At 59.5% G+C, this 24,111-nt stretch carries 23 protein-coding genes and 1 pseudogene; 18 read left to right on the top strand and 6 right to left on the bottom strand.

The window, feature by feature from the left end:
• Position 1: 1 nt before the first annotated feature.
• Positions 2-2,359: a TonB-dependent receptor gene (locus M0D69_RS18940; protein WP_301783480.1), complete on the bottom strand. Its 2,358-nt coding sequence runs from the start codon at positions 2,357-2,359 to the stop codon at positions 2-4.
• Between the two features lie 250 nt (positions 2,360-2,609).
• On the opposite strand from M0D69_RS18940, the pseudogene M0D69_RS18935 reads away from it, so the two are divergent.
• Positions 2,610-2,774: pseudogene (locus tag M0D69_RS18935) on the top strand (GTP-binding protein); the annotation flags it as partial.
• Between the two features lie 130 nt (positions 2,775-2,904).
• Here the strand turns inward: M0D69_RS18935 and M0D69_RS18930 are convergent.
• On the bottom strand, positions 2,905-3,696 hold the full coding sequence (locus M0D69_RS18930; protein ID WP_301783479.1) for a DUF1223 domain-containing protein: 792 nt from the start codon (positions 3,694-3,696) through the stop codon (positions 2,905-2,907).
• A gap of 509 nt (positions 3,697-4,205) precedes the next feature.
• On the opposite strand from M0D69_RS18930, the gene M0D69_RS18925 reads away from it, so the two are divergent.
• Complete coding sequence (locus M0D69_RS18925) at positions 4,206-5,798, top strand: MFS transporter (protein WP_301783478.1); 1,593 nt, start codon at positions 4,206-4,208, stop codon at positions 5,796-5,798.
• A gap of 71 nt (positions 5,799-5,869) precedes the next feature.
• Here the strand turns inward: M0D69_RS18925 and M0D69_RS18920 are convergent, their stop codons facing one another.
• From M0D69_RS18920 to M0D69_RS18905, 4 genes are all read right to left on the bottom strand, one after another.
• The gene (locus M0D69_RS18920) at positions 5,870-6,511 is read right to left on the bottom strand and encodes a DUF1109 domain-containing protein (RefSeq protein WP_301783477.1); all 642 of its coding nucleotides are present in this window, start codon (positions 6,509-6,511) and stop codon (positions 5,870-5,872) included.
• Between the two features lie 144 nt (positions 6,512-6,655).
• Positions 6,656-7,297, bottom strand: coding sequence for a DUF1109 domain-containing protein (locus tag M0D69_RS18915; protein ID WP_301783476.1), 642 nt, complete (start codon positions 7,295-7,297; stop codon positions 6,656-6,658).
• The gene (locus M0D69_RS18910; protein WP_301783475.1) at positions 7,294-7,866 is read right to left on the bottom strand and encodes a sigma-70 family RNA polymerase sigma factor; all 573 of its coding nucleotides are present in this window, start codon (positions 7,864-7,866) and stop codon (positions 7,294-7,296) included. The genes M0D69_RS18915 and M0D69_RS18910 overlap by 4 nt, the downstream gene beginning before the upstream one ends.
• Positions 7,867-8,228: 362 nt before the next feature.
• Positions 8,229-8,933, bottom strand: a complete 705-nt coding sequence (locus M0D69_RS18905) for a glutathione S-transferase family protein (protein WP_301783541.1) — start codon at positions 8,931-8,933, stop codon at positions 8,229-8,231.
• A 207-nt stretch (positions 8,934-9,140) separates the two neighbouring features.
• On the opposite strand from M0D69_RS18905, the gene M0D69_RS18900 reads away from it, so the two are divergent.
• The 16 genes from M0D69_RS18900 (at position 9,141) to M0D69_RS18825 (ending at position 24,027) form a co-directional block, all read left to right on the top strand.
• The gene (locus tag M0D69_RS18900; RefSeq protein ID WP_301783474.1) at positions 9,141-9,740 is read left to right on the top strand and encodes a TetR/AcrR family transcriptional regulator; all 600 of its coding nucleotides are present in this window, start codon (positions 9,141-9,143) and stop codon (positions 9,738-9,740) included.
• Positions 9,741-10,066: 326 nt separating this feature from the next.
• Positions 10,067-10,690 (top strand): cytochrome b/b6 domain-containing protein, encoded by a 624-nt coding sequence (locus tag M0D69_RS18895; protein WP_301783473.1) that lies wholly within the window; start codon positions 10,067-10,069, stop codon positions 10,688-10,690.
• 37 nt (positions 10,691-10,727) lie between these two features.
• Positions 10,728-11,504 carry a molybdopterin-dependent oxidoreductase gene (locus tag M0D69_RS18890; protein WP_301783472.1) on the top strand — a complete coding sequence of 259 codons (777 nt, stop codon included), beginning with the start codon at positions 10,728-10,730 and terminating at the stop codon, positions 11,502-11,504.
• Between the two features lie 89 nt (positions 11,505-11,593).
• Positions 11,594-11,827 (top strand): pentapeptide MXKDX repeat protein, encoded by a 234-nt coding sequence (locus tag M0D69_RS18885; RefSeq protein ID WP_301783540.1) that lies wholly within the window; start codon positions 11,594-11,596, stop codon positions 11,825-11,827.
• Positions 11,828-12,230: 403 nt separating this feature from the next.
• Entirely contained in the window at positions 12,231-12,794 is a 564-nt protein-coding gene (gene ddpX, locus M0D69_RS18880; RefSeq protein WP_301783471.1) for a D-alanyl-D-alanine dipeptidase, read from the top strand.
• A 117-nt stretch (positions 12,795-12,911) separates the two neighbouring features.
• On the top strand, positions 12,912-14,459 hold the full coding sequence (locus M0D69_RS18875) for an ABC transporter substrate-binding protein (RefSeq protein WP_301783539.1): 1,548 nt from the start codon (positions 12,912-12,914) through the stop codon (positions 14,457-14,459).
• 2 nt (positions 14,460-14,461) lie between these two features.
• Positions 14,462-15,532 (top strand): ABC transporter permease, encoded by a 1,071-nt coding sequence (locus M0D69_RS18870; protein ID WP_301783470.1) that lies wholly within the window; start codon positions 14,462-14,464, stop codon positions 15,530-15,532.
• A 51-nt stretch (positions 15,533-15,583) separates the two neighbouring features.
• Positions 15,584-16,498 (top strand): ABC transporter permease, encoded by a 915-nt coding sequence (locus M0D69_RS18865; protein WP_301783469.1) that lies wholly within the window; start codon positions 15,584-15,586, stop codon positions 16,496-16,498.
• A gap of 1 nt (position 16,499) precedes the next feature.
• The gene (locus tag M0D69_RS18860; protein ID WP_301783468.1) at positions 16,500-17,360 is read left to right on the top strand and encodes an ABC transporter ATP-binding protein; all 861 of its coding nucleotides are present in this window, start codon (positions 16,500-16,502) and stop codon (positions 17,358-17,360) included.
• Positions 17,357-18,121, top strand: coding sequence for an ABC transporter ATP-binding protein (locus M0D69_RS18855; RefSeq protein ID WP_301783467.1), 765 nt, complete (start codon positions 17,357-17,359; stop codon positions 18,119-18,121). The genes M0D69_RS18860 and M0D69_RS18855 overlap by 4 nt, the downstream gene beginning before the upstream one ends.
• A 259-nt stretch (positions 18,122-18,380) precedes the next feature.
• Positions 18,381-18,803: a DnaJ family domain-containing protein gene (locus M0D69_RS18850; RefSeq protein ID WP_301783466.1), complete on the top strand. Its 423-nt coding sequence runs from the start codon at positions 18,381-18,383 to the stop codon at positions 18,801-18,803.
• Positions 18,800-19,369 (top strand): tRNA adenosine(34) deaminase TadA, encoded by a 570-nt coding sequence (tadA, locus tag M0D69_RS18845; protein WP_301783465.1) that lies wholly within the window; start codon positions 18,800-18,802, stop codon positions 19,367-19,369. The genes M0D69_RS18850 and tadA overlap by 4 nt, the downstream gene beginning before the upstream one ends.
• A complete protein-coding gene (gene ldcA, locus M0D69_RS18840; RefSeq protein WP_301783464.1) occupies positions 19,366-20,292 on the top strand; it encodes a muramoyltetrapeptide carboxypeptidase in 927 nt (308 codons plus the stop codon). Before tadA ends, ldcA begins: the two co-directional genes overlap by 4 nt.
• Positions 20,293-20,574: 282 nt before the next feature.
• Positions 20,575-21,333, top strand: coding sequence for a GntR family transcriptional regulator (locus tag M0D69_RS18835; protein WP_301783463.1), 759 nt, complete (start codon positions 20,575-20,577; stop codon positions 21,331-21,333).
• A 317-nt stretch (positions 21,334-21,650) separates the two neighbouring features.
• Complete coding sequence (locus M0D69_RS18830) at positions 21,651-23,153, top strand: NCS1 family nucleobase:cation symporter-1 (protein WP_301783462.1); 1,503 nt, start codon at positions 21,651-21,653, stop codon at positions 23,151-23,153.
• 130 nt (positions 23,154-23,283) lie between these two features.
• Positions 23,284-24,027 (top strand): aspartate/glutamate racemase family protein, encoded by a 744-nt coding sequence (locus M0D69_RS18825; RefSeq protein WP_301783461.1) that lies wholly within the window; start codon positions 23,284-23,286, stop codon positions 24,025-24,027.
• Positions 24,028-24,111: the final 84 nt, after the last annotated feature.

Raw genomic sequence — 24,111 nt, 5'->3', positions numbered from 1 at the left:
ATTAAAAATTCTTGGTGATCCCGGCATACATGGCGAGATGGGGCCCATATTGTGGTGCGCCCACACCAATGCCCGAACCATCGCGCAACTCATACACACGGTTAAACGCGTTGATGAGCAACAGGCGCGCATCGAACTTGCCGATCAACGGTTCGTTGAAGTTGAAGTGATGGATGACGCCCAGATTCACCTGCGTATAGACCGGCAAGCGGTCCGTGTTCGCGAAACCGCTCCGCAACCCGCTACCGACAATGCCGTCGAGTGTGAAGATGGTCCTGCCCAACTGGTACGCGCCGCCGAACGACGCGGTCACGCGCTGGTCGTGATCGAGGAACACATAATGGTTGCTGATGAAAGCGAGTTCGTCAGCGCTGAAATTGAACTGCGCCGAGTTGATGTCCTTGCCCTGTGCGCGGCTGTACGCAACATTGACGTACGCCGAGACATTGCCCCGCTTATAGTTGCCGGTAAATTCGACGCCGTAATCACGGCCGTATTTATAGTTGAATGGCGTGAAGATCAACGCAGTGCCGAATTGCCCTTCGTCGAGCAGGTTCGTCGATTTCTTGTAGTAGGCGTCGACGCCGACCGTTATCGTCGATGTCAGCCGTTGCGTTATGCCGAGATCGAAATAGTGGCTGCGTTCCGGCTGCACAGGGTCGTTCCTGGTCGACGACGACTGCGCAGTCGTGCCGGCGACGCGCGCGATATCCTCGCCCGACACCAGCTCGAAAGCAGGTGGCGTGAAATAACGCGAATAACCGGCGTGAACCGTCGTTGAAGGCGTCAATGCATAGACGAGTCCGACGCGCGGGCTTAGCTGGCTCGCGCTGACATACTCGTCCATCTTGTCGTAGCGCAGGCCGTAGTTGATCGTGAGTTTGTCGGTGAGTTTCCACTCATCCTGGATGTAAGCGCTGTACAGATAACCCGTCTTGCTGCTCGAATCCGGTACGTTGAACGGTTGATCGGAGGTCTGGTTGCCGTCGGCATCGGCGGGGAACACGCTCAGATTGTTGTTGAAAACCGCATGTTCCTGCTGGAACGAAATGCCCGCTCGCAGCGTGTGCTTATTGTTGAGCCGGTAGGTCGTATCCGCTTGCACGCCGTTGGCAGTGTCGCTGTGGAAGTCGCTTGCGGCCACACCGTTGAACAGGAGGTCGCCCACCGGGTCAGGGTTGAATTGCGTGCGCGAGTAGCGGGTAAAGAGTGCGACCTGATAATCCAGCGCGCCGCCGTTGGTGCCCTGCAGGGCGACGACCGCGAACTGATTGAGTTCGGATTGTGTCTCGTTGAGCTTGCTTGAATCGAACGTGGTGTTGCCGTTCAAGGTGAAGGCAGTCGGTAGGCCCGGCGTATTGGGGATTTCGAACTGGTTGCTCGTCGTGCCGAACATCAGGCTCACGCGCGTGAGTGGATTGATGATGTAGGACATGAGGCCGAACGCGTCGCCCTGACGCGTGTGATCGTGGATCGGGCTTGCGCTCGACGTCGGGTTCTCTATGCCGAGATTGTTCTCGCCAAGCGAGCCGCTGAAATAGTAGCTGAACGGTCCTCTGCTGCCGAAGACATCGGCGCTGGTCTTGATGGTCTGGTGACTACCGCCGAACACATCAATGGAGCCGCCGTCGCCTTGGTCGCCGTTCTTCGTACGAATATCGACGATACCAGCGGTCCGGTCGCCGTACTGTGCCGGCAATGCGCCAGTCAAAAGATTGAGCTGATCGATGATGCGCGTATCCAGCGACTGGCCGAAACCGCTGATCGGCTCTGGGATGATGATGCCGTTGATACGGTATTGCAGGTTCGCGTGATCGCCGCGCACGTGCAGCTGTCCGTAGGAATCGCTTGCGACCCCCGGCGCTTGCAGTAACACCTGATTGAGCGGCGTGTTCTGGCCGGCGGGGAGGGTATCGATATCCGCCTGGCTGAAGCGATACACACTGCTGCCCGTTTCAGGCAGCAGGCCGTTGCGCGCACGATCGAGCCGCTTCGCGTTGACCTGCACATCGAGTGCGTCGCTTTTGCTGAGCGCGACCGATACGGAAGCATCCGCGCCGTCGTTCGCCGTCGCGATGCTGGAGCCGCTCGCGTAGCCCGGCGCGGCTACGACGACTGCGTAAGTGCCTGGTGCGACATGGTGGACGAAGAAGTGCCCGCTGGCGTCCGTGCTGGTGGCTCCCACAGACGCGCCGCTGGCATCTTGCAGCGCAACGCTGGCATTGGCGATGGGTTTGCCCGAATTGTCGGTGACGGAGCCTGACACGGCGCCATCCGAACCTGCGGCATACGCGTGTCCAGCCGCGATCTGAGCGAAGAGCAATAGAGCTGCGTGAGCGAAGAGCGTGCGATTTTTCATCGATTATTTTTCTGAATGAATTGCGTTGGATGTGCGCTGCATCGGGGTCTGGCGGTTTCGGAAACTCGATCTGCCTTCAGAAAGAACGTAGTCCTAATGTAATTTGAACGGGCGCATCGGGCAGACGCGACAAGCCGCGCGGCCAAGGTCGGGCCGCGGAACGCCAATCGGACAAGAATTTCTACAAGTTATGAATGCAATGTTATAACATTCTTAGATAACTGCGCGAGAACTTTTTGGGCGGACAACGATGAACAAGCTGTCGGTGACTGTTTTACCGGGCTTCTTAGGCGCAGGAAAAACCACCTTGCTCAATCACATACTGAACAATCGGGAGGGCAGGCGCGTCGTGGTGTTCATCAATGACATGGGCGAGGTCAATATCGACGCCGCGCTGGTTCGCGGCGGTGGTGCATAGCTGGCGCGAACGGACGAAAAGATGGTGGAGATGAGCAACGGCCGCATCGATTCACGGACCGTTTTCCCGCATGGGGTAGCGATGATCAAGGCACGGAACAGGCTTTGGCGTTGCTAAGCCAGGGGCTTCAACTGCCGCACGATGGCAGCTCCGCCACTTGCAGCACTTCGCCCGTCGCTCCGCGTTCGACGAACGCCACCACGCCGGCGTGCTTATCCTCCGACGCGTAGTCGCCGGAGATTAACGCGCGCCCGTCGACAATCCGCACGGGTCCGATCCAGCGACGCACCACGCGGTCGTGATGCAGCGTCGCACCGCTGTTTTCTCCGCCTTTCACCGCGCTGACGAGCTGGTTTTCATACACGGCGGCATATGCGACCGCATCGTCGGGAAGGTCCTTGCGAGCCACGAATGCAGCGTTGAATGCGACATGGCCGGGCGCGGAAGGATGTCCATCGATACGGATATCGGCGAGCGGTGCTTCGCTATTCAATTGCTGAATCCGCGACTCGAAGCTCGCGCCATTTGACCAGCTGCGCAACTCGCGGCCGCCTACGAATATTTCTGGCGTGTAGACGACGTGCCCGCCACCGGTGAAGGTCAGTTGCTGCTGCCTCGTGGTGAATGCGGGTTGCGCGAAGCGATCCTTCCACGCCCAGCTATCCCAGTAGTCCACATGCAGCGCCAGTGGCACGATGGTGCTTGTCTTGCGTGCATGATCGAGTTCGCTCAGCCAGTTATCCGCAGGCGGGCAACTGTTGCAGCCCTCGCTTGTATAGAGTTCGACGAGCGCGGCACGATGCTCAGGGCTGGACGCGCTGCATGCGTTGGCGGAAGCGGCGCTGGCAGTCGCGGCGGAAAAGGAGACGAGAATCGCGGCAAGAATCGCAGCAAGAGACAGAATCGATGAAGCTCGCATAACGGACTCCGAAGGTGAAAAGAAAGACGCCGTACGAACGTGGTCCTGTTCGCTATCGTCTGCGGTTTGAATCAGGCCAGCGAATGCCCGATTAAGAAGTCACCTAACCTGAAAGTTATTTCGATGATCCGCAGGAACGGGTTACAGCGAGCGTGCAATTCCCTGCGTGTGTTCCTGATGGTTCGACTAGACGATCTGATCCGAACGGAACACTCGCATAAAACGCATATCACCCTGTCTGAATAAGAGAGGGCAGCCCAAGCCCTATGCGCGCCGCGCAAGCGCGCGGAGAATGCACTCATGATTGCCTCGCGTGTAACCACACGGGGCGATGAACCGAACTACCGACATCATCGTGACCGCATTCGAGGGACGAGCATCCAATGCTCGTGCTGCCGCGTATTAGTTTGACCAGGCGGCAGAACTTGCCTCGTGCACAACTGCACTGCCTAAGCCGCCAGAACCACCGTACATACCGCCGCAGTTCCCGACAGCATCAGGAGAACGCCATGACCCCGGATATCGCTGCACCCAATGAAGCCGGGCAGTTGCTGCCATTCCGCGAGTCGGTGCTGGCGATGCTTGGCGTATCGTTCGTCGCGATGCTGGTCGCTCTCGATCAGACGATTGTGGGGACCGCGTTACCGCGGATCGTCGCCGATCTCAAGGGATTCGATCTCTACGCATGGGTCGCCACGTCATACATGCTCACGTCGGTCATCACGATTCCGATCTTCGGGCGCTTAGGCGATTTGTTCGGTCGCAAGCCGTTTCTGATGGCCGCGATCGCGCTGTTTACGGTCGCGTCGGTCCTGTGCGGCTTGGCCTCCAACATGTTGTTCCTCGTGATCGCGCGCGGCCTACAGGGGATCGGCGGCGGCATCCTGGTGGGCACGATGTTCGCCACCGTCGCTGATCTTTTCCCCGACCCGAAGCTCCGTCTGCGCTGGCTCGTCTTCGTCAGCTCGGCGTTTGCGTTGGCGAATATCGTCGGCCCGACGCTTGGTGGCATGCTGACCCAATACGGCGGCTGGCGGCTGGTGTTTTTCGTCAATCTACCGGTGGGCATCGTCTCGTTGCTGTTCGTGCGCGCTTTCCTGCCGCACCTTCGACGGCCGCGCTCGGCCCTCCCGGTGAAACTGGACTGGCTCGGGGCGATCGTGCTGGCTTCGACATTCGGCGTGCTGCAACTATTCATCGAGTCGGCTCCCGCCGATGGCATCACGCGAAACACGCTTGTGCTCGGCGCGCTTACGGTGGCCGGCTTTGCGGTGCTGTTGTTCTGGGAAAAACGCATGGCTTACCCGATCGTTCCCGTCGACATGCTGATGGATCGAAAGCTCATCGCCCTGTTTGCGATGGCCGTACTCGGCGGTTTCTCGCTCTTCTCGCTGGTCTTCTATGTGCCCTTGCTGTTTCAAGGCGGCTTCGCGATGTCGCCGCATGACTCGGGCATGCTGATTACGCCGCTGCTGCTCGGCACCACCGTGGGCAGCGTCGTGAATAACCGGATCGTCACGCGCATCAGGCGTGCGAACGGGGTGATGTATATCGGCTTCGCGCTGTTCGCGTGCGCGGCGCTTTGTCTCGTCGCGATCACGGGGACCGTGCCTCATCTTGTGTGGATGGCGTGCATGGGCTTCAGTGGTGTCGGGCTCGGTCTGGTGGTGTCGAACCTCACGCTCTTTTCGCAGCAGCTTGTTGCCCGCGATCATCTCGGCGCGGCGACGGCCTTGCTTCAATCTCTGCGCATGTTCGGCGGTATGCTCGGCACGGCGATGACCGGCGCCTTGCTCGGCCGCCTCTATACGAGCGGTGTGCACCGGTCGCTGGATACGTATCAGGCAACGCAGTGGTTCAAGTCATTCGCGAGCCCTGAATTGCTGATCGATCGTGCGGAACAGGCAGCGCTCATCGCCCGTCTGATCATGGCGGGTCATGCCGGCGACGCGATGATGCAGTCTGCACGCGGTGCGTTGATCGAATCGATTCATGTGGGACTCGGACTTGCTGCCGCAGCGGCGATCGTGGGGCTTTGCCTTGCGTGGTTCGTGCCGCCGGTGCGCGTGGACCGGCTGGATACCGGGACACGGAGCCGCTAAAGCGTCAGCTGCTAAAGCGTCAGCTTGATCGGCATTACGAGTCGGCGTCACGAGTCGGCATCGCGAGTCGATCACCACCGCAGCACCCTGGGGCCGAGCAAACCGCCGAGGACCGTAGGCACCAACATGCCTAGCACGTACCACACGCCCCAGAACGGCACGGTCATCTCTACGCAGTAGAGCGTATAGACCAGTACCGCTTGCGCGCCGCTCAACAGGCCCGCCGCTGCGCCTGCAATGACCGGCCGCGTCGGCGCGAGCCCCTTCATGGCCCAGAACACGGCGATGAACGTAGGCGCCGACAGAATCACGATATTCATCGTGCAGACTTGCCAGGTTTTACCGAGCACGAGCTGAAGCCGCAACGTCGGCGGAGCCGCGACGATGACAGCAAGGGCTGTCAGCCAGATCAGCACGAGCGGAATGGCGAGCGCTACCCAGGCCATTGCTGTGTCGGCCCCGGGGCGTGAAAGACGCATCGCGATGAAAAGCGACGCGCCTACGACAGCAAGCGGGAACGCAACCTTTAACCAGAAGAGGGGGGTTGTCAGCATTTGCGGCATGTCGCCGCGAACGCCGTAGATGGCGACCACCATGCAGGTAGCGCCCGTCAATCCGAAGAATAGTGCTGTTGCGAAGCGTCGCGCGATGACATGCGGATGGGTCGGCACGATGCCGGTGGCAAGCATCGAAACGAACTCGCTGGTTTTCATGACCACTCCGCTGATTGGAAACGACGGCGCTGCCCGTCCTACGTCCTACGTGCCAAGCAGCGTCATGCGCTAGCGCATGATTTCTATTCGTTTCCGGCAGCGGCCGGGTTACGCCCGCGTGATAATTTTTATGATTTGTTCCGCTTACCAGCGCAGGAATCGTGGTCCGAGCAACGCGCCAATCAGCGTGGCAAGAGTCATCCCGAGCATGTACCAGACGGCCCAGAACGCGACGCTCATCTCCGGGCAATGGAAGCAATAGGCCATCGTCGCGATGGTCCCCGCAAGCATGCCGCCCGCTGCACCGGCGAGCCGTAGCCGGGTCGGTGCGAGTCCACGGATTGCCCAGAACACGGCGACAAACGCGGGCACAGACAGCAACAGGATATTGAACGGACAGGTACGCCACGTGTAGCCCATGACGAGCGGCATGCGGGCGTCGGGGGAGGCGAGACACAAGACGGCCACCGCCGCGCTCCACACTACGAGCACGGGCACCGCGGGCATTGCCCAGCACTTGCCAATGGTTGTCCCAGGCCGCGACAACCTCGCCGCCAGGAACAATGCGGTCGCGGCGAGCGTTGTCGGGAAAGCGAACTTGGCCCAGAAGATGGGCGTGCGCGACATCACGGCGATGTCCGGCCGTAAGCCGAAAATCACCGCCATCAGCACAAGCGCGCCCAGCCCGCCCAGTACGATCGCACGCGCGAAGCGGCGCGCGGGAGCGCGGGAGTCGACGGGCGCCACGCCAGTCGATAAAAGCGAAATCAGGTCCTCGGTTTTCATGCGGTGCCTCGAATCTTTGCTGCCAGCGCCTTCAATCCACGGTGGATGCCCACTTTAACAGCCGACTCCGACATACCCGTCAGCGCCGCGGTTTCGGTCACGGAGAGCCCTTGCAGCTTCACGTGAAGGATCGGCAACCGGTGGCGGTCGGGCAACTGTTCGAGCAGCTTGCCGACATCGCGTTTTGCATCGGCGGGTTCTTCATCCGAGGTCGCGAAGATCTCGAGCGTGTCGTCCAGCGGATCGTTCAATGCTTCACGCCGCGATCTCGCGCGGAAAAAATCCATCAGTTTATATCGCGCGATTGCATGTACCCAGGCAGTCAGCGGCTCGTCCGGACGATAGGTGTGGCGGCTGTTATGCACGGCCAGCAAGATTTCCTGCACGACATCTTCGATATCGTCCTGCAGGTAATAAATGCGCTTTCGCAGGAAACCGCGCAGGTGTCCGGTCAAGTCGTCGAGGAACGCCCGATAGGCGACGGCGTCGCCATTCAGGCCGCGTATGAACAACGCCCTCAGCCGTTCTTCGACGCCAGGCACAGAACCACTTTGTATTATTCGCTTCATCGCGGAATCGGGTTACAGCGCGCTTCAAATAAATTGCGACGGGCGCGTCGATGGATGTCGACGTTCCCAGCGCCGGGGGACGAACACGGTTCGTGGCGGCAATACTACTGCTGGTATTTCACGATCCGAGCAACGCGGGATCATGCAGCGCGCGGCTCGTCGCTCCAGATTCTGGGCCGGAGATTACCGCGATTTTAATGTCAGGATCGGTTTTAGCTGCCGTGCGGACGACCGCGTTAGCGCAGCTAAAGCCGCGCAACGTAAGCCGCAGAATCGGCGGCCGACGGCGAGGTGCGCGGATTGTGCCGGATCGGCTTGCTGCTGTCGATTGCGCGTTGGGTCGAAATAGCCGCCTGGCGCGCTTAACGCGCGGTCTCGGGATAGTTCGATGGGAACAGTGCCCGCCGTGCCGCTTCGTCGATCTCTCGCTTGAACGTAAAGTCGCGTCCCACCGCGCGTGCCCGTTCCACCGCCGGTCGTGCACTGATGGCATCGAAGAAACGGCGCAGATTCGGCAATGCGGCAAGCGGCTCCTCGCTGGCCAATACGCGCGGCGCGCGTTCGAGCCATCCCCAGGCGGACATATCGACAATCGAATAACTGTCTCCGACGATGTACTCGCGCTTGGACAAGTGCTCGTCAAGCACACGATAGTGCCGCTCGATTTCCCGCCGGTATCGGTTGATCGCGTAAGGGATTTTTTCCGGTGCGGCATGCTGAAAGTGCACCGCCTGGCCCGAAAAGGGGCCGAGTCCCGAGCTGATGAAGAACAGCCACGACAACAACTCGGGCCGGTCCGCAGGTGTGCCGGCAAAGCGCTGCGTTTTGTCGGCGAGATACAGCAGGATGGCGCTGGAGTCGAACACCCGTGCTTCGGATCCGCCGGGACCGTCGGTATCGACGATGGCAGGCACCTTGCCGTTCGGGTTAATGCTCCTGAATGCCGGCAGATGCTGCTCGCCCTTGCTGGTGTCGACGGGGCACACTTCGTATTCCAGTCCGCTCTCTTCGAGAAAGAGCGCGACCTTGGCGGGATTCGGCGTTGGATGAAAGTAGAAACGGATCATGTCGTCCTTGAGTGTGAGTTCGATGAGACCGTTTTCGGCGCCGCCAATCGGCGAGTCCGGCACGCAATAAATTTGTAAGGTTCACGCGAAGACAGAGGCTTTATTGCCTGATGACCTCGATTATTTGCATTCTAGATCGATCGATTTAGAATATCCGAACGAAACCGGAATGGCAATATTGCCTCGGTCAAGGGAGTGAAGGATCGCATGCCACGGCCAAGAGAGTTCGACGAAGCCGCAGTGCTCGACGCTGCGGTCCTGTGTTTCTGGAACCACGGGTACGAAGCCACATCGGTTCGTGAACTGGCGCAGAGCATGGGCATCACGGGCGCGAGCCTCTACAACGCATTCGGCGACAAGCGGGGGCTATTTGGAAAGGCGCTGGCTCACTATGTATCGCATAGCGTCGACGATCGTATCCGGCGTTGCGAAGGTGAGCTCTCACCGCTTCAATCGATCAAGGCGTTCTTCCACGAGATCGTGCACCGGTCGCTCACCGACGAGGATCGCAAGGGCTGCATGCTGGTCAATTCGGCGATGGAAGTGGCGCCTCACGATCCCGAGTTCCAGCAGGTCGTGGCGGATGTGCTGGTGAAGCTCGAAGCCTATTTTCGCCGCTGCGTGGCGGCAGGTCAGCAATCGGGCGAGATCTCGACCGTGCAGCCGGCTGAAGATTTCGCGCGGCTGCTGCTGGCGGTCCTGCTTGGTATTCGCGTCCTGGCGCGCTCCCGGCCGGAACCCGCGTTGCTGGAGGGACTCCTGCGTCCCGTGCTTGTATTGCTCGATGACCGGTCCTTTGCCGGATAACAGAGCGGCCGCCCTGGCATAGCTCTTCATCGCCTAGTCGACCCTTCTTTTAAGTCGTGTGCTCGCTGCGACGGGTTGTCGGCGACAAAAAATCTTCCGCTGTAACCCGTTGGCCTTCTTCGACGAACTAACTCACATACGCGCACTGCATGACCGATTTCGCGCCAACAAAAATTTCATTCGACGATGTAACCCGCCAGATAAATCCGACGAATTACCTGGCAACTAACCACAAACAACGCTCTCTTGAAGACTTCATGCAGACGATGAAGGAGCGGTTCAAAACAGATCGTTGCGCAAGACGAAAGCAAGTCGTGGAGGTCCAGATGAACGCAACACATGAAGCGGGCAGTGTGAGTCCCGTACGGACGATCCAGCCTGCGTGGGTACGCATCTCGCATTGGCTGAACGCACTCGCGGCAATCCTGATGATGTTGTCGGGATGGCGGATCTACGACGCGTCGCCGGTATTCAAGGGTTTTGTGATTCCGCCGGGCATCACGCTTGGGGGATGGCTGGGTGGCGCGTTGCAATGGCACTTCGCTGCCATGTGGCTGCTGTTCTTCAACGGGATTTTCTATCTCGCGATGAACGTTGTCACGGGCCGCATCAGGCACAAGTTTTTTCCGCTGTCGCCGCGCGCAATTCTGCATGACCTGGGCGAAGCGCTTAAGGGACATTTATCGCATGCCGATCCGAGCAAATACAACGCCGTGCAGAAGTTTGCGTATTTGTTCGTGATGCTTGATATCACCGTGCTCATCCTGTCCGGCCTTGCAATCTGGAAGTCGGTGCAGTTTCCGTTGCTGCGCGAACTGATGGGCGGTTATGACTTTGCGCGCGTTGTGCACTTCTCGGCCATGGCGTTGCTGGCGGCATTCATTGTCGTGCACCTGGTGATGGTGTCACTGGTGCCGCGCTCGTTGCTCACGATGATTCGTGGCCGCTGAGTCAGCCGATTACTTAAAGACTCGAGGAATCTCGATCATGAAACCCGTGAAGCCAAACCGCGTGAGCGTAGACCGCGAGTCGCTGATCATCGACGTTCGCCGTGAACTGGACATGCCGTCCCGCCGCCTGTTCGGCAAGCGCATTGTCACGCTCGGCGGCCTCGCGATGCTGAGCGGCTGCAGTCTATCTGACGATAAATCCGTCGAGACGTTCCTGAGCCGTGTCTCGCGTCTGAACGATACCGTGCAAGGCTGGCTCTTCGATCCGAACCGTCTGGCGCCGACCTATACCGAAGCGCAGATCACGCGGCCATTTCCGTTCAACGCGTTCTATGGAATCGACGACGTTCCCATAGTCGATGGCTCCGACTTTCGCCTGAAAGTAAGCGGGCTGGTGCAGAACACAAAAACGTGGAGCTTGCCCGAGCTATACGCGTTGCCGAAAGCGGAGCAGATCACGCGGCACATCTGCGTGGAAGGATGGAGTGCGATCGGACGCTGGGGCGGCACGCCATTCTCGGAGTTCCTGAAGCAGGTGGGGGCGGATACGTCGGCGAAGTATGTCGGTTTCAGATGCGCTGACGACTACTACGAAAGCATCGACATGCCCACAGCCTTGCATTCGCAGACGCTGCTGACGTTCACTTTCGATGGCCAGCAATTGCCGCCCAAGTACGGTTATCCGATGAAACTAAGGATGCCTACTAAACTGGGATATAAGAATCCGAAGCACATCATGGAGATTTTCGTCACCAACAAATTCCCTGGCGGCTATTGGGTCGATCAGGGCTACAACTGGTTCGGAGGTTCCTGACGGCACGAATGACCGAGCAACATCGCGGCGTCAGGTACTTCGATTCACCCCGGCAGGACCGGATACTTTTACTCCAAGAAGAGGTTGATATGAAACTGTTCATCACTGCAGCACTCGCAGCAACGCTGGCCCTGGGTGGTTCAATGGCATACGCTCAGGCTAGCGATGCCATGGCCCACGATTCGATGGCAAAGGACACCATGTCCAAGGATGCCATGTCGAAAGATTCGATGTCGAAAGACGCGATGAAAAAGGACGCGATGAAGAAGGACGACAAGATGAAGAAGATGGACCATCCGGCTTCGGGCGCGATGGCGCAGTAATCTGTCTACGCTTCGAAAGCGGTTCGACGGGTGTGCATCGAACCGCTTTCGATTGCTGCCGGTTCTTGTCCGGTAGCGCTTAGTATCCCCACAATCGGGCGGCGCCTGCCGTACCGCGAGTATCTTCACCATCCTCCTTTCGAACCCAAACGCCCGATTTTTGGCGAGGTTTAATTGAGGTTCGATGATCGCTGACGGGGCCTGAGATTCCCACCGGTGCGACCGTCGGCGCAGAGTCAGGTGCGTTGACTACGCCTTGAGCGCGACCCCTCCAACGCCCTGTGCGAATATGACCTTTATCCACAGAGTGAGGTATGTCCGCCACATTCACCCCCAAACTCCTCGTTTTGATAAACAATAACGGCACCGCACGAACCCGTGAGCTTTGAAACCAACGCCGCCGATGCCCGATCACCGTCTGCTGAGAATCACCCCTGAAACGCACCGCGTCGCGATCGACCTGGTCTACGCAACCGATCGCAACCTGACAGGCAAGCCGATCTACAAGACGGCGCATTGCCTGCTCCTGGCCCCTGCCGAAGCCGCCCTGAAGAAAGCTGTCGAGCTGGCGGCCAACATTGGCATGACGCTCAAGATATTCGACGCTTACCGTCCGCCGCAAGCCCAGCAGGTGCTATGGGACTTCCTTCCCGACCCGACCTACATCGCCGACTTGAAGCGCGGATCAAACCATAGCCGCGGTACGGCGATCGACCTGACACTGGTCGATGCAAACGGTCAGGACCTCGATATGGGCACCGGTTTCGACGAGATGTCGATCGCCTCGGAACACTTCCATCCGGGTCTGCCGGAGCATATCCAGCGCAACCGGACGCTGCTGCTTGGCGTGATGCATGGCGCAGGGTTCACCCATATTCCCAGCGAGTGGTGGCATTACGAATTGCCCGGCTCGCGAGCACTCGAAGTAATCGACAACACCGACAGCGGCCCGTTGCGGCTCATGTAGCCGCTGGTGCGCGCAGAATATCTAACAATCACTATCTCTCACGGAGCGAGTATGAAAAGGGTATTCAACGGGGTATTGTGCAACGCGCTGGCAGCCATTGCCGCAGTGTCGGTACTGATGCTTGCCGGCACGCGCATCGCGGAAGCGGCCACGCCGAAGGACATGCTGGTGATGGCAACCTTGCTCGACGAATTCACCACGCTCGACCCGGGCGAGATCTACGAACTGGTGCCGCAGGAATACGTTGCGAATACCTATGATCGCCTGATTCGCGTCGACCTGAAAGATCCAGCTCGCTTCAACGGCGACGTTGCGCAGTCGTGGGCAGTGAGTGCAGACGGTCTCACGTTCACCTTCAAGATTCGCACCGGCCTCAAGTTCCACTCGGGCAACCCGCTAACCGCCGACGACGTCGCGTGGTCGATCCAGCGCACCGCGTTACTCGATAAGGGCGCGGCGGCCGTGCTCGCAGGCATCGGACTGACAAAGGAAAACGCGTTGCAGAACGTGAAAAAAATCGATGACAGCACAGTCTCGATCACGACCGACCAGAAGTACGCTCCCACCTTCGTGCTGAACGTGCTGGGCTCATGGCCCGCTTCCGTGCTCGACAGGAAACTGCTCGAATCGCATGCGAAGGGTAACGATTTCGGCAACGAGTGGCTGAAGACGAACGAGGCGGGGTCGGGCGCATACAAGCTCGTGAAGTGGACCGCGAATGACAGCATCGTGCTGCAGCGTTTCGATGGTTATCGGATGCAGCTGGCCATGAAACGCATCGTGATGCGGCATGTGCCGGAAGCGTCGAGCCAGCGGTTGATGATCGAAAATGGCGATATCGATGTCGCGCGTGACCTGAGCCCCGACGACCTGGATACGCTGACGAAGAAGGGCACGATTCGCGTGACCTCGGTGCCGCAAGCCACGCTGATGTATCTCGGGCTAAACAACAAGAACCCGAATCTCGCGAAGCCCGATGTGCAGGAAGCCATGAAATGGCTGATCGACTACAACGGCATCCAGCACAACATTGTGCGGACCACGTACAAGGTTCACGAGACGTTCCTGCCCGAAGGTTTCCTCGGTGCGCTGAACACGAATCCGTATCGCCAGGACGTAGTGAAGGCGAAAGCGCTGCTGGCAAAAGCGGGCGTGCCGAACGGCTTCACGGTGAAGATGGACGTGCGTAACGACTCGCCGTACGGCGAAATCGCGCAGGCTGTGCAGGCGAATCTGGCGCTTGGCGGCATCAAGGTCGAACTGATATCCAGCGACAATAAACAGACCCTCGGCAAGTATCGCGCGCGTCAGCATGACATCTATATTGGTGAGTGGTCGGCGGATTACATCGATCCGCACAGCAACGCGCAGGGCTTTGCCTGGAATCCGGATAACTCCGACAAATCGAGCTTCAAGATGCTTGCGTGGCGTAATTCGTGGGACATTCCGCAATTGACGAAAGAGACTCAGGCGGCGCTGGAGGAATCGTCGACGACGAAGCGCGCGCAACGCTATGAAGCGATGCAGAAAGAGTTTCTCGCGAACTCGCCGTTTGTGATCATGTTCCAGAAGGTCTCGCAGGTTGCGGTGCGACCGGGCGTGACCGGTCTGGAAGTCGGGCCGATCTTCGACCTCGTGTCGTACCGTGACCTGAAGAAACAGTAGGCGTGGCCGCACAACTCACCGCGTTTCAGCGCCTGCAAGGCGTGCTCGCCCGTCACGCCGGCGTGCGTCGGACGTGGCTGCTCGTGCGCTGGCTGCTGATGCTCGCCGTGACGTTCATCGGGTTGCTCGGGGTGACGTTTTTCATCGGGCGAAAAATCCCGATCGATCCGTTACTCGCGATGCTCGGCGAGCGTGCGTCGGCGCAGGCATATGCAGCGGCGCGTGTGGCGCTCGGGCTCGACAAGCCGTTGATCGTGCAATTCATGATCTACGTGCGCGACGTGCTGCATGGCGATCTGGGCATGTCGCTGCTGACGTCGAACCCGGTGATAGACGACATCAAACGTGTCTTTCCGGCTACGCTAGAACTCGCCACACTGTCTACGTTCATTGGCATCGTGATCGGCGTGCCGCTCGGCGTGGCAGCGGCTGTTCGTCATAACCGCTGGGTCGATCACGTCGCGCGATTCATCGGGCTGGCGGGAAGCTCGCTGCCGGTGTTCTGGCTCGCGCTGATGGGCCTGCTGCTGTTCTATGCCAAGTTGCATTGGGTATCGGGGCCGGGGCGCATCGACCCGCTGTACGACGGTCTGGTCGATACCCGCACAGGCAGTCTGCTGGTCGATTCCATTCTGGCCGGCGAGTGGGACGTGTTCAAGAATGCGCTTTCGCATATTGTGTTGCCCGCGGCCATTCTCGCGTTCTATTCCATCGCCTACTTAAGCCGCATGACGCGATCGTTCATGCTTGAGCAATTGAGTCAGGAATACATCGTGACCGCGCGCGCGATGGGCCTGAGCGAACGTCGCGTGATCTGGCGTCACGCGTTCGGCAATATCGCCGTGCCGCTCCTGACTGTGATTGCGCTCGCTTATAGCTATCTGCTGGAAGGCTCCGTCCTGACGGAAATTGTGTTCGCGTGGCCGGGCATCGGTTCCTATCTCACGGGCGCGTTGCTCAACGCGGACATGAACGCGGTGCTCGGCAGCACGCTCGTGATCGGCGCCACGTTCATCACGCTCAACCTGCTGACGGACGCGCTGTATCGCGTGTTCGATCCGCGTGCCCGATGACTGTCAAAGGTTCATGACGTGCTTCCATCCACCGACAACTCCGCTAACGCAATGAAGTCCTCGCGCAAAGAGTGTCATGCGTGGCTTCTTACGGACACGCCCGCGTCGCGCAGGCAAGCCGCGTTGGGGCTGGCGTACCGGCGCTGGCGCCGTTTCGCCAGCAATCCGCTGAGCGTATTCGGGCTGGTGATCCTGCTGCTGCTGATCGTGTTCGCCGCTATCGGCCCGTTGCTGCCGCTGCAGGATCCCTTGCGGCAAGTACTAAGCGACCGGCTCTTGCCTCCCGGTTCTCCGTCGCACTGGTTCGGCACCGATCAGCTCGGCCGCGACATTCTCGCGCGGCTTGTGATTGGTTCGCGGCTGACGTTAAGTATCGCGATCCTGGTCGTGGTGCTGGTCGTGCCGGTGGGTTTGCTGATCGGCACGACAGCGGGTTTTTGCGGCGGTTTCGTCGATACCGTCCTGATGCGCCTGACCGATATCGCGCTCGCGTTTCCGAAGATCGTGCTGGCGCTCGCGTTCGCCGCGGCGCTTGGGCCAGGCGTGATCAATGCGGTGATCGCGATCTCGATTACAGCGTGGCCGCCGTATGCAAGGCTCGCACGTGCCGAGACGCTGCGGCTGGTGCAGGCTGATTTCATCCACGTGGCGCGCTTGCAAGGGGCATCGTCGATGAGGATCTTGCTGCGTTATATCGTCCCGATGTGTTCGTCGTCGGTGATCGTGCGCGCGACGCTCGACATGGCCGGCATCATCCTGACGGTTGCGGGGCTGGGTTTTCTTGGGCTCGGCGCACAACCGCCGAGTCCTGAATGGGGTTTCATGGTGGCCTCGGGGCGCGGCGTGCTGCTCGATGCATGGTGGGTTGCGACCATTCCCGGTATCGCTATTTTGCTGGTGAGTCTTGCGTTCAACCTGCTCGGCGACGGTCTGCGCGATGTCTTCGATCCCCGCCAAGGAGGCTGACATGCAAGCCGATACCCTCTGCGAGATCGATAACCTGCGCATCGCCTTCGAGGCCCACGACGGTACGCTGACTGAAGCGGTACGCGGTATATCTCTGACGGTCGCGAGGGGCGAGAGGCTAGGCATTGTCGGCGAATCGGGGTCGGGCAAATCGCTGACCGGACGGGCATTGCTGGGGCTGTTGCCGTCGTCGGCGCGCTGGTCGGCCGATGCCATGAACATCGATAACCACAATCTGCTCGCCATGCGCCCGAAGGAGCGGCGGCGTCTTTGCGGCACGCATATGAGCATGATCCTTCAGGACCCGAAGTATTCGCTGAACCCGGTGATGACAGTTGCGCAGCAGATGCGCGAAGCGTTCGCGCGGCAGTCGCCGAAGCTGAATGCGAACGCGATGCGCGAACGCATCGTGGCCGCACTGGACGCGGTGCATATCCGCGATCCGCAGCGCGTCGCCGATGCCTATCCGCACGAATTGTCCGGTGGCATGGGCCAGCGCGTGATGATCGCGATGATGGTGTCGTCGGGCCCCAAGTTGCTGATCGCCGACGAACCGACCAGCGCGCTCGATGTGCTCGTCTCCATGCAGGTGTTGTCGGTGCTCGACGAAATGATCGCGAAGCACAATACGGGATTGATCTTCATCAGCCACGATTTGCCGCTGGTGATGTCGTTCTGCGACCGCGTGTTGGTGATGGTCGGCGGGCGTGTGGTCGAGACCTGCGCGGCGCGCGATCTGGCCCACGCGCAGCATCCGTATACGCGTGGTTTGCTGGCCGCGAGCCCGCCATTGCGCAATCCACCGGACGAACTGCCGGTGCTGCAACGCGATCCCGCATGGTTCAGCGAGGTCGCGCCATGATCGAAGCAAACGAGGTACAGGTACGCTTTAAAACGAAAACCGGTTTCGCCGATGCGGTTCGCTCGGCTACCTTTCATGTCGATGAAGGCGAAGTGTTTGGACTCGTCGGCGAATCGGGTTCGGGTAAATCGACGGTCCTTCGTGCGCTGACCGGACTTCTGCCGATCGCCAACGGCTCGATGCGGATCGGCCGCCATACGCTTGGCAAACACATCGAGCGCGCGTTCAGGCGCGAAGTGCAGATGGTGTTCCAGGACCCGTACGGGTCTCTGTATCCGCGCTTTACCGTCGACCAGACGCTGCGGGAGCCGCTCACCATCAACGGCATGGATCGCCATGACGCCCGCATTCTTGACGCGTTGCGCGAAGTCGGCCTCGGCCCCGCATTCCGCTTCCGGTATGCGCATCAACTGTCGGGCGGGCAGCGCCAGCGCGTAGCGATCGCCCGGGCGCTGATTGTCGAGCCGCGTGTGCTGCTGCTCGACGAACCGACGTCCGCGCTCGACGTGTCCGTGCAGGCAGAGATTTTGAACCTGCTGCGGCGGCTGCATCGTGAACGCAATCTCACGATGATCCTCGTGAGTCACAACATGGCCGTGGTCGGATTTTTATGCCAGAGAGTCGCGGTGATGCGTGATGGCGAGATCGTGGAGCAGCTTCCCATCGAAGCGGTGCGCGAGCAAAACGTGGCGCACGAATACACCCGAAGTTTGTTGCTTGCGACGGAAGGTTATCGACGCAAGGCGGTCGATCCGGCTTAGCTCCGCGGTTTTCCACCTTGCGGCATGCTTCTGTTCGGCACGAACCGCCCTGATAGAATGTGAAATTGGCAAGTTGGCATCCCCGAAGCGCGTTGCGCCGGGATCGCTCACCCGGCTTCCCACGCAGCCGGCGGCTCACTGAAGGTGATTGAAGCCGCGAAGCGCAACCCTGAAAACGTGACAGTCCGGCTCGATCCCGCTGCTCGAAACGTTTCTCAACAAACGTTCGACACGCCGGTCACCGGCACCTAAAACGCCGATGAAACTGCTAGATGCCCTGGTCGAACAGCGAATTTCGGCCGCTGCCGCGCGCGGTGAGTTCGACAATCTGCCCGGCGCGGGCGAGCCTCTCGAGTTCGACGACGACGCCCTGGTCCCCGAAGAAGTCCGCGTTGCCAACCGCATTATGAAAAATGCCGGCTTTGTGCCGCCTGCCGTCGAACATTTGCGGGCGCTGCGCGATCTGCAAAACGAATCTGGCAGCACGGAAGATCCGGCGACCCGCCGCAAGCTGCAAGCCAAGATGCTGGCGCTCGACATGGCGCTTGAATCGTTGCGCGGCGGCAGCACGGTGATGCCGCTGGAATACCGGCGGCGCATTGCCGAGCGTTTGTCTGAGCGCCTGTCGGAGAACGACAGGAACGCCCAAGCCGAGACGCACGATCAGGCCGCCAAAAAGTGACCCTTACACCCGCAACCGATCTTGCCCTGACGGCCGCCGCCGAACGCGACCGCCGTTTCATGGCGCTCGCGCAGGCCGCGGCCGAGCAAGCGCGCGAGTTGGGCGAAGTGCCGGTCGGCGCGGTGTTGGTGCGTGGCGACGAAGTTATCGCGACCGGCTTCAATCATCCGATAGGCGCTCACGATCCCTCGGCGCATGCCGAAATGGCCGCGTTGCGCGCGGGGTCGGTGGTGCTCGAAAACTACCGGTTGCCGGGTTGCGAACTCTACGTCACGCTTGAACCCTGCATCATGTGCGCGGGCGCGATCATGCATGCGCGGATTGCCCGCGTGGTGTTCGGCGCGCACGATCCGAAGACGGGCGCGTGCGGGAGTGTTGTCGATGCATTCGCCATCGGCAATCTCAACCACCACACGACCGTCACAGGCGGCGTGCTCGGCGACGAATGCGCGAACGCGCTGCGCAGTTTTTTTGCCGAACGCCGACGCGCTGTGCGGGCGGCACGCGATGCTCGCAACGCCGGACAAACTGACAACTCTACCGATCCTCTTTCCATTCGCTCATGACCCACCAGCCGCGTAGCATCGATCTCGTCGCACCCTCCGGCTATCCTAATTCCGAAGCGGTGGAGCGCGCGACGGAGCGCCTGCGTGCGCAGGGGCACCGGTTGGAAAATGTGTCGGCGGCGCACCGTCGTCATGAACGCTTCGGTGGCACCGACTGCGAACGCGCCGCAGACATCAACCGGCTTGCCGATCCGTCGCGCAGCCTGCCTGACATCGTGCTTGCGGTGCGTGGCGGTTACGGCGCCACGCGCATTCTTCACGGCCTCGACTACGAGGGATTGCAACGCCGTTTGCAAGACCGGCCGATCGCGATTGTCGGCCATAGCGACTTCACCGCGATCCAGCTCGCGCTGTACGCTCGCGCCGGCATCAAGAGCTTTGGCGGCCCGATGCTCACCGCCGATTTCGGCGCGGAAGAACCGAGCGCATTCACGATGGAGCATTTCTGGAACGCGATCACGAAACCGTCGTTCAAGGTGACGAGCCACGTTCCGCAGGCCCAGTCCATCGATGTTACCGGCATGTTGTGGGGCGGCAATCTGGCGATTATCGCGTCGCTGATCGGCACGCAGTACATGCCGCCGGTGGAGGGCGGGGTCCTGTTCATTGAAGATGTGAACGAGCATCCGTATCGCGTTGAACGCATGATTTATCAGTTGCATCAGTCGGGAATTCTTGCGCGGCAGCAGGTGCTGGTGCTTGGCGAATTCACGGGCGGGACGCTATCTGAGTACGACAATGGCTATATGTTCGAGACCATGCTCGAACAAGTCCGGTCGGTGATCCGGATCCCTGTCGTGACGGGATTGAAGTTCGGGCACGTGCCCGATTTGCTGACGCTGCCGTTCGGCGCGACCGCGCATCTTGTCGCCCGCTCACACGGCTTTGAAATGAAGCTTTCCGACTATCCGCACCTGGCGTAGCAGCGCGTCATGCGATTGAAGCGAGCGTCCGGAAGGGCGCTTTTTTTTTGCGTACCGCACCGCTTCTGAGCAAACTCGCACGAATATCGTGCATAAGATTGTCAACAAAAATAGACCTTGATCTTCGCCTTTATTGCTTAATTAATTTACTGTATCCCTTGCTACGAAGGGACTTAAGGAATTGACCTGACGAAATTCATTCTCAAAACAAAAAAAGTTCTCCGAAATTGTTGACAGTTTTTATGTCCGTCATAAGATGTATCACATAGAGCGAACACGACCATGTCCGAAGCGAAACTGAAAGACTTATCGAAGGTGAGCGTCATTGGCACTGCGGCGTCGGTTGCAGCGGCGACGGCGGAATCGATTGCGGCGAATATTCGCGACGCTATTCTCGAGCACCGTCTCGCTCCCGGCGCGAAGCTGACAGAAGCACAGTTATGCGAAGTATTCGACGTGAAGCGCGGGACCGTGCGACTGGCGTTGGCCCAACTCGCGAGTGAGCGGCTGGTCGACCTTGAACCGAATCGTGGCGCGTTCGTCGCAAGCCCTTCGGTGCAGGAAGTGCACGAAGTGTTCGAGATGCGGCGGATCATCGAAATGGCAGTGGTTGAGCGGATCTGTAAAGGGCACGGCACGCGCCGGCTCAAGTCGATCAGCGCCACGATCGGACGCGAGCGCAAAGCATATGAGAGCCGCGATTTTCCATCATGGATACGGCTGTCCGGCGAGTTCCATACGGAGCTTGCGCAGCTTACCGGCAATACCGTGTTGTGCGAATGTTTGTCGGGGCTGGTGGCTCGCTCCACGCTGATATCGGCGCTGTACGAATCGCTTGGCAAGAGCTCGTGCAGCTTTGAAGATCATGAACATATCCTGGCCGCGCTCGATGCCGGCGATGCACCCAAGGCCGCCGAACTGATGGCGCGCCACTTGCAGGAAGTCGAACTGAAGATGCTTGACCGGCCCGCCCGTGGTGCGGTCGATTTGCGTGAAGTCTTTGCAAAGCCGAAGCTAAGTGAGCGCGATAAAAGCGCCTGACTTGCAGCAAAACCGCGCGACCGTTCTCAGGGCGCGACGTAATACCTATATCTGAAAGCCGAATGAAGTTCAAAGCCCGCATTCAATGAATGCGTGGTCTTTCACCATGCCTTTTCCGTGGACGCATGCGCGTTATTGCGCGTGCCGAGTGGATGAATTGCGTCTGGACGCGGATTTGCCCACGGCTGCCGGACGGTTAGCCCATACCGACAAGAAAGCGCTGCGCGTTGACGACGCGACGGTGCGTATTGCTATACGAAGGCTATACGAAGTCGACTATTCGCGGCTTGATTGCCGAGCTCATTCAAGGAGAAGTCATGGTTCAGTTCAGTGCGACCCCGGGTAGTGCTGCAATACCTTCTTATGAAGACGATTCAGGTAGGGATCCTGATCATCCGGCCGGATACAGCGACCGGCTTTACAACGATGACCTCGCGCCGCTCAAACATCAGACGTGGAGCGCCTACAACATCTTTGCGTTCTGGATGTCGGATGTGCACAGCGTGGGCGGTTATGTGTTCGCGGGGAGCTTGTTTGCATTGGGGCTGACGAGCTGGCAGGTGCTGATTTCATTGCTCATAGGAATCGGCATAGTGAACCTGCTGTGCAATCTGATAGCAAGGCCGAGCCAGCAGGCAGGCGTGCCGTATCCCGTGGCGTGCCGGGTGACCTTTGGTGTGCTGGGTGCGAACCTTCCCGCAGTGATTCGCGGTTTGATCGCAGTGGCATGGTATGGCATCCAGACGTTCCTGGCGTCGAGTGCGCTGGTGATCGTGGTGCTGAAATTCGTGCCGCAATGGTTGCCTTACGCCGATGTCCATAAATATGGCTTTGTCGGGTTATCGGCGCTGGGCTGGGCTGGATTCATGTTGCTGTGGGTATTGCAGGCAGTGGTGTTCTGGCGCGGGATGGAGATGATCAAGAAGTTCATCGACTTCGCGGGTCCGGCGGTCTACGTGGTCATGTTCATCCTGGCCGGCTACATGGTGTGGCGTGCGGGCTGGCGCAACATCGGCTTGAATCTGGGCGGCGTGAAATACCACGGCATGGAGGTCGTGCCGGTCATGATCACGGCGATCTCCCTGGTGGTCTCGTACTTCTCCGGGCCGATGTTGAATTTCGGCGACTTCTCGCGTTACTGCCGGAGTTTCAAGAGCGTGAAGCGAGGCAACTTCTGGGGCTTGCCGGTCAACTTCCTGGCGTTCTCGCTGGTGACGGTTGTCACGACGGCGGCGACCTTGCCGGTCTTTGGGCAGTTGATCACAGACCCTGTGGAAACGGTAGGACGTATCGACCAGCCGACCGCAGTGATCCTGGGCGCGTTGACCTTCACCATCGCGACTATCGGTATCAACATCGTGGCTAATTTCGTTTCGCCGGCGTTTGATTTCTCGAACGTCGCGCCGCGTCTGATCAGTTGGCGGATGGGCGGCATGATGGCCGCGGTGGCATCGATCTTCATCACCCCGTGGAACCTCTTCAACAACCCTGCAGTGATCCACTACACGCTCGATGTGCTCGGTAGTTTCATTGGTCCGTTGTATGGCGTGCTGATCGTGGACTTCTACCTGATGAAGCGTGGCAAGTTCAAGGTGGAAGAGTTGTACACGACGTCGGAGTCGGGTCGCTACTGGTATAGCAACGGTGTGAATTGGCGTGCGGTGGCAGCATTGTTGCCGGCGGCGGCCATTGCAGTAGCATGCGTGATGGTTCCTTCGCTGGAGGGCGCGGGCAACTTCTCGTGGTTTATCGGAGCAGGGTTGGGCGCTTTGTTCTACAGGATCATCGCGGACAAGAAATCGGTGTCTAACTTTGCATGAGGACAGGATCAGGCAGCCATCGCGTCCGTGAACCCAAGGAAGCGATGGCCACGGTTGGCTAGGCACAGTGTAGGAAAGCGCTACGCAATCCGAATCAAATAGCGCTGGCAAGAACTAAAGGGCAAACCAAATGCGCATCAAGCTGATTAACCCGAACACAACTGAACGCATGACGTTGGCGATGGACCGTTGCGCGAGGGAAGTAGCATCAACAGGAACAGAAATAATCTCGGTAAGCGCGTCGATGGGGCCGCCGTCCATCGAGGGTTACTACGACGAAGCGCTTGCCTCACTAGCCTTGCTGCAGGAGATAGAAAAGGGCGAGAAAGAGGGCATGGACGGTTACGTCATAGCCTGCTTCGGCGACCCGGCGCTGTACGCGGCGAGAGAGTTATCGAAAGGTCCGGTCATAGGCATAGCTGAGGCTGCGATGCATGCAGCAAGCGTCATAGCACCGAGCTTCAGCGTAGTGACGACCTTGAAACGTACCTGCACGATGTCGTGGCATCTGGCGGAGCGTTACGGCATGAAGCGTTTCTGCAAGAACGTTCGCGCAACCGACGTAGCGGTTCTGGACCTGGATATCCCCGGCTCGAAGGCGCGTTCGATCATCATCGATGAGTGTCGCCGTGCGTTGGCGGAAGACGATGCGGAGTCCATCGTCCTGGGCTGCGCGGGCATGGCCGAGTTCTGCCGCGAGATCGAGGATGCGATCGGTGCACCGGTCATAGAAGGCGTGACAACGGCGGTGAAATGGGCGGAGGCGTTGATTGCGCTAAAACTGCGAACGTCGAAACGCGGCGACTATGCGCGCCCCCTAGCGAAGCAATACGACGGCGCGTTAGCGCCCTTTAGCCCAGGTAAACCCACATAAAACGGCGGGACCATACATCCCGCCTGACAGGCAATATCTGCGTATGAATATGGGCGCGGCGATGTGTTTTCGCTAAACTGACCC

Source organism: Caballeronia sp. SEWSISQ10-4 2 (assembly GCF_030464885.1).
Classification (GTDB): domain Bacteria; phylum Pseudomonadota; class Gammaproteobacteria; order Burkholderiales; family Burkholderiaceae; genus Caballeronia.
Note: the sequence above shows the minus strand (reverse complement) of the source record. Positions and strands in the feature narration are given on the sequence as shown.

Bases quoted from the DNA above. Each gene is read 5' to 3' on its own strand.
- ddpX (WP_301783471.1), top strand. From the start codon at position 12,231: ATGCCCGATCACCGTCTGCTGAGAATCACCCCTGAAACGCACCGCGTC.
- M0D69_RS18835 (WP_301783463.1), top strand. From the start codon at position 20,575: ATGTCCGAAGCGAAACTGAAAGACTTATCGAAGGTGAGCGTCATTGGC.
- M0D69_RS18850 (WP_301783466.1), top strand. From the start codon at position 18,381: ATGAAACTGCTAGATGCCCTGGTCGAACAGCGAATTTCGGCCGCTGCC.
- M0D69_RS18930 (WP_301783479.1), bottom strand. From the start codon at position 3,696: ATGCGAGCTTCATCGATTCTGTCTCTTGCTGCGATTCTTGCCGCGATT.
- M0D69_RS18900 (WP_301783474.1), top strand. From the start codon at position 9,141: ATGCCACGGCCAAGAGAGTTCGACGAAGCCGCAGTGCTCGACGCTGCG.
- M0D69_RS18830 (WP_301783462.1), top strand. From the start codon at position 21,651: ATGGTTCAGTTCAGTGCGACCCCGGGTAGTGCTGCAATACCTTCTTAT.
- M0D69_RS18875 (WP_301783539.1), top strand. From the start codon at position 12,912: ATGCTTGCCGGCACGCGCATCGCGGAAGCGGCCACGCCGAAGGACATG.
- M0D69_RS18905 (WP_301783541.1), bottom strand. From the start codon at position 8,933: ATGATCCGTTTCTACTTTCATCCAACGCCGAATCCCGCCAAGGTCGCG.
- M0D69_RS18890 (WP_301783472.1), top strand. From the start codon at position 10,728: ATGAAACCCGTGAAGCCAAACCGCGTGAGCGTAGACCGCGAGTCGCTG.
- M0D69_RS18885 (WP_301783540.1), top strand. From the start codon at position 11,594: ATGAAACTGTTCATCACTGCAGCACTCGCAGCAACGCTGGCCCTGGGT.
- M0D69_RS18855 (WP_301783467.1), top strand. From the start codon at position 17,357: ATGATCGAAGCAAACGAGGTACAGGTACGCTTTAAAACGAAAACCGGT.
- M0D69_RS18915 (WP_301783476.1), bottom strand. From the start codon at position 7,297: ATGAAAACCGAGGACCTGATTTCGCTTTTATCGACTGGCGTGGCGCCC.
- M0D69_RS18895 (WP_301783473.1), top strand. From the start codon at position 10,067: ATGAACGCAACACATGAAGCGGGCAGTGTGAGTCCCGTACGGACGATC.
- M0D69_RS18910 (WP_301783475.1), bottom strand. From the start codon at position 7,866: ATGAAGCGAATAATACAAAGTGGTTCTGTGCCTGGCGTCGAAGAACGG.
- M0D69_RS18920 (WP_301783477.1), bottom strand. From the start codon at position 6,511: ATGAAAACCAGCGAGTTCGTTTCGATGCTTGCCACCGGCATCGTGCCG.
- ldcA (WP_301783464.1), top strand. From the start codon at position 19,366: ATGACCCACCAGCCGCGTAGCATCGATCTCGTCGCACCCTCCGGCTAT.
- M0D69_RS18860 (WP_301783468.1), top strand. From the start codon at position 16,500: ATGCAAGCCGATACCCTCTGCGAGATCGATAACCTGCGCATCGCCTTC.
- M0D69_RS18925 (WP_301783478.1), top strand. From the start codon at position 4,206: ATGACCCCGGATATCGCTGCACCCAATGAAGCCGGGCAGTTGCTGCCA.
- M0D69_RS18865 (WP_301783469.1), top strand. From the start codon at position 15,584: ATGAAGTCCTCGCGCAAAGAGTGTCATGCGTGGCTTCTTACGGACACG.
- M0D69_RS18825 (WP_301783461.1), top strand. From the start codon at position 23,284: ATGCGCATCAAGCTGATTAACCCGAACACAACTGAACGCATGACGTTG.
- M0D69_RS18940 (WP_301783480.1), bottom strand. From the start codon at position 2,359: ATGAAAAATCGCACGCTCTTCGCTCACGCAGCTCTATTGCTCTTCGCT.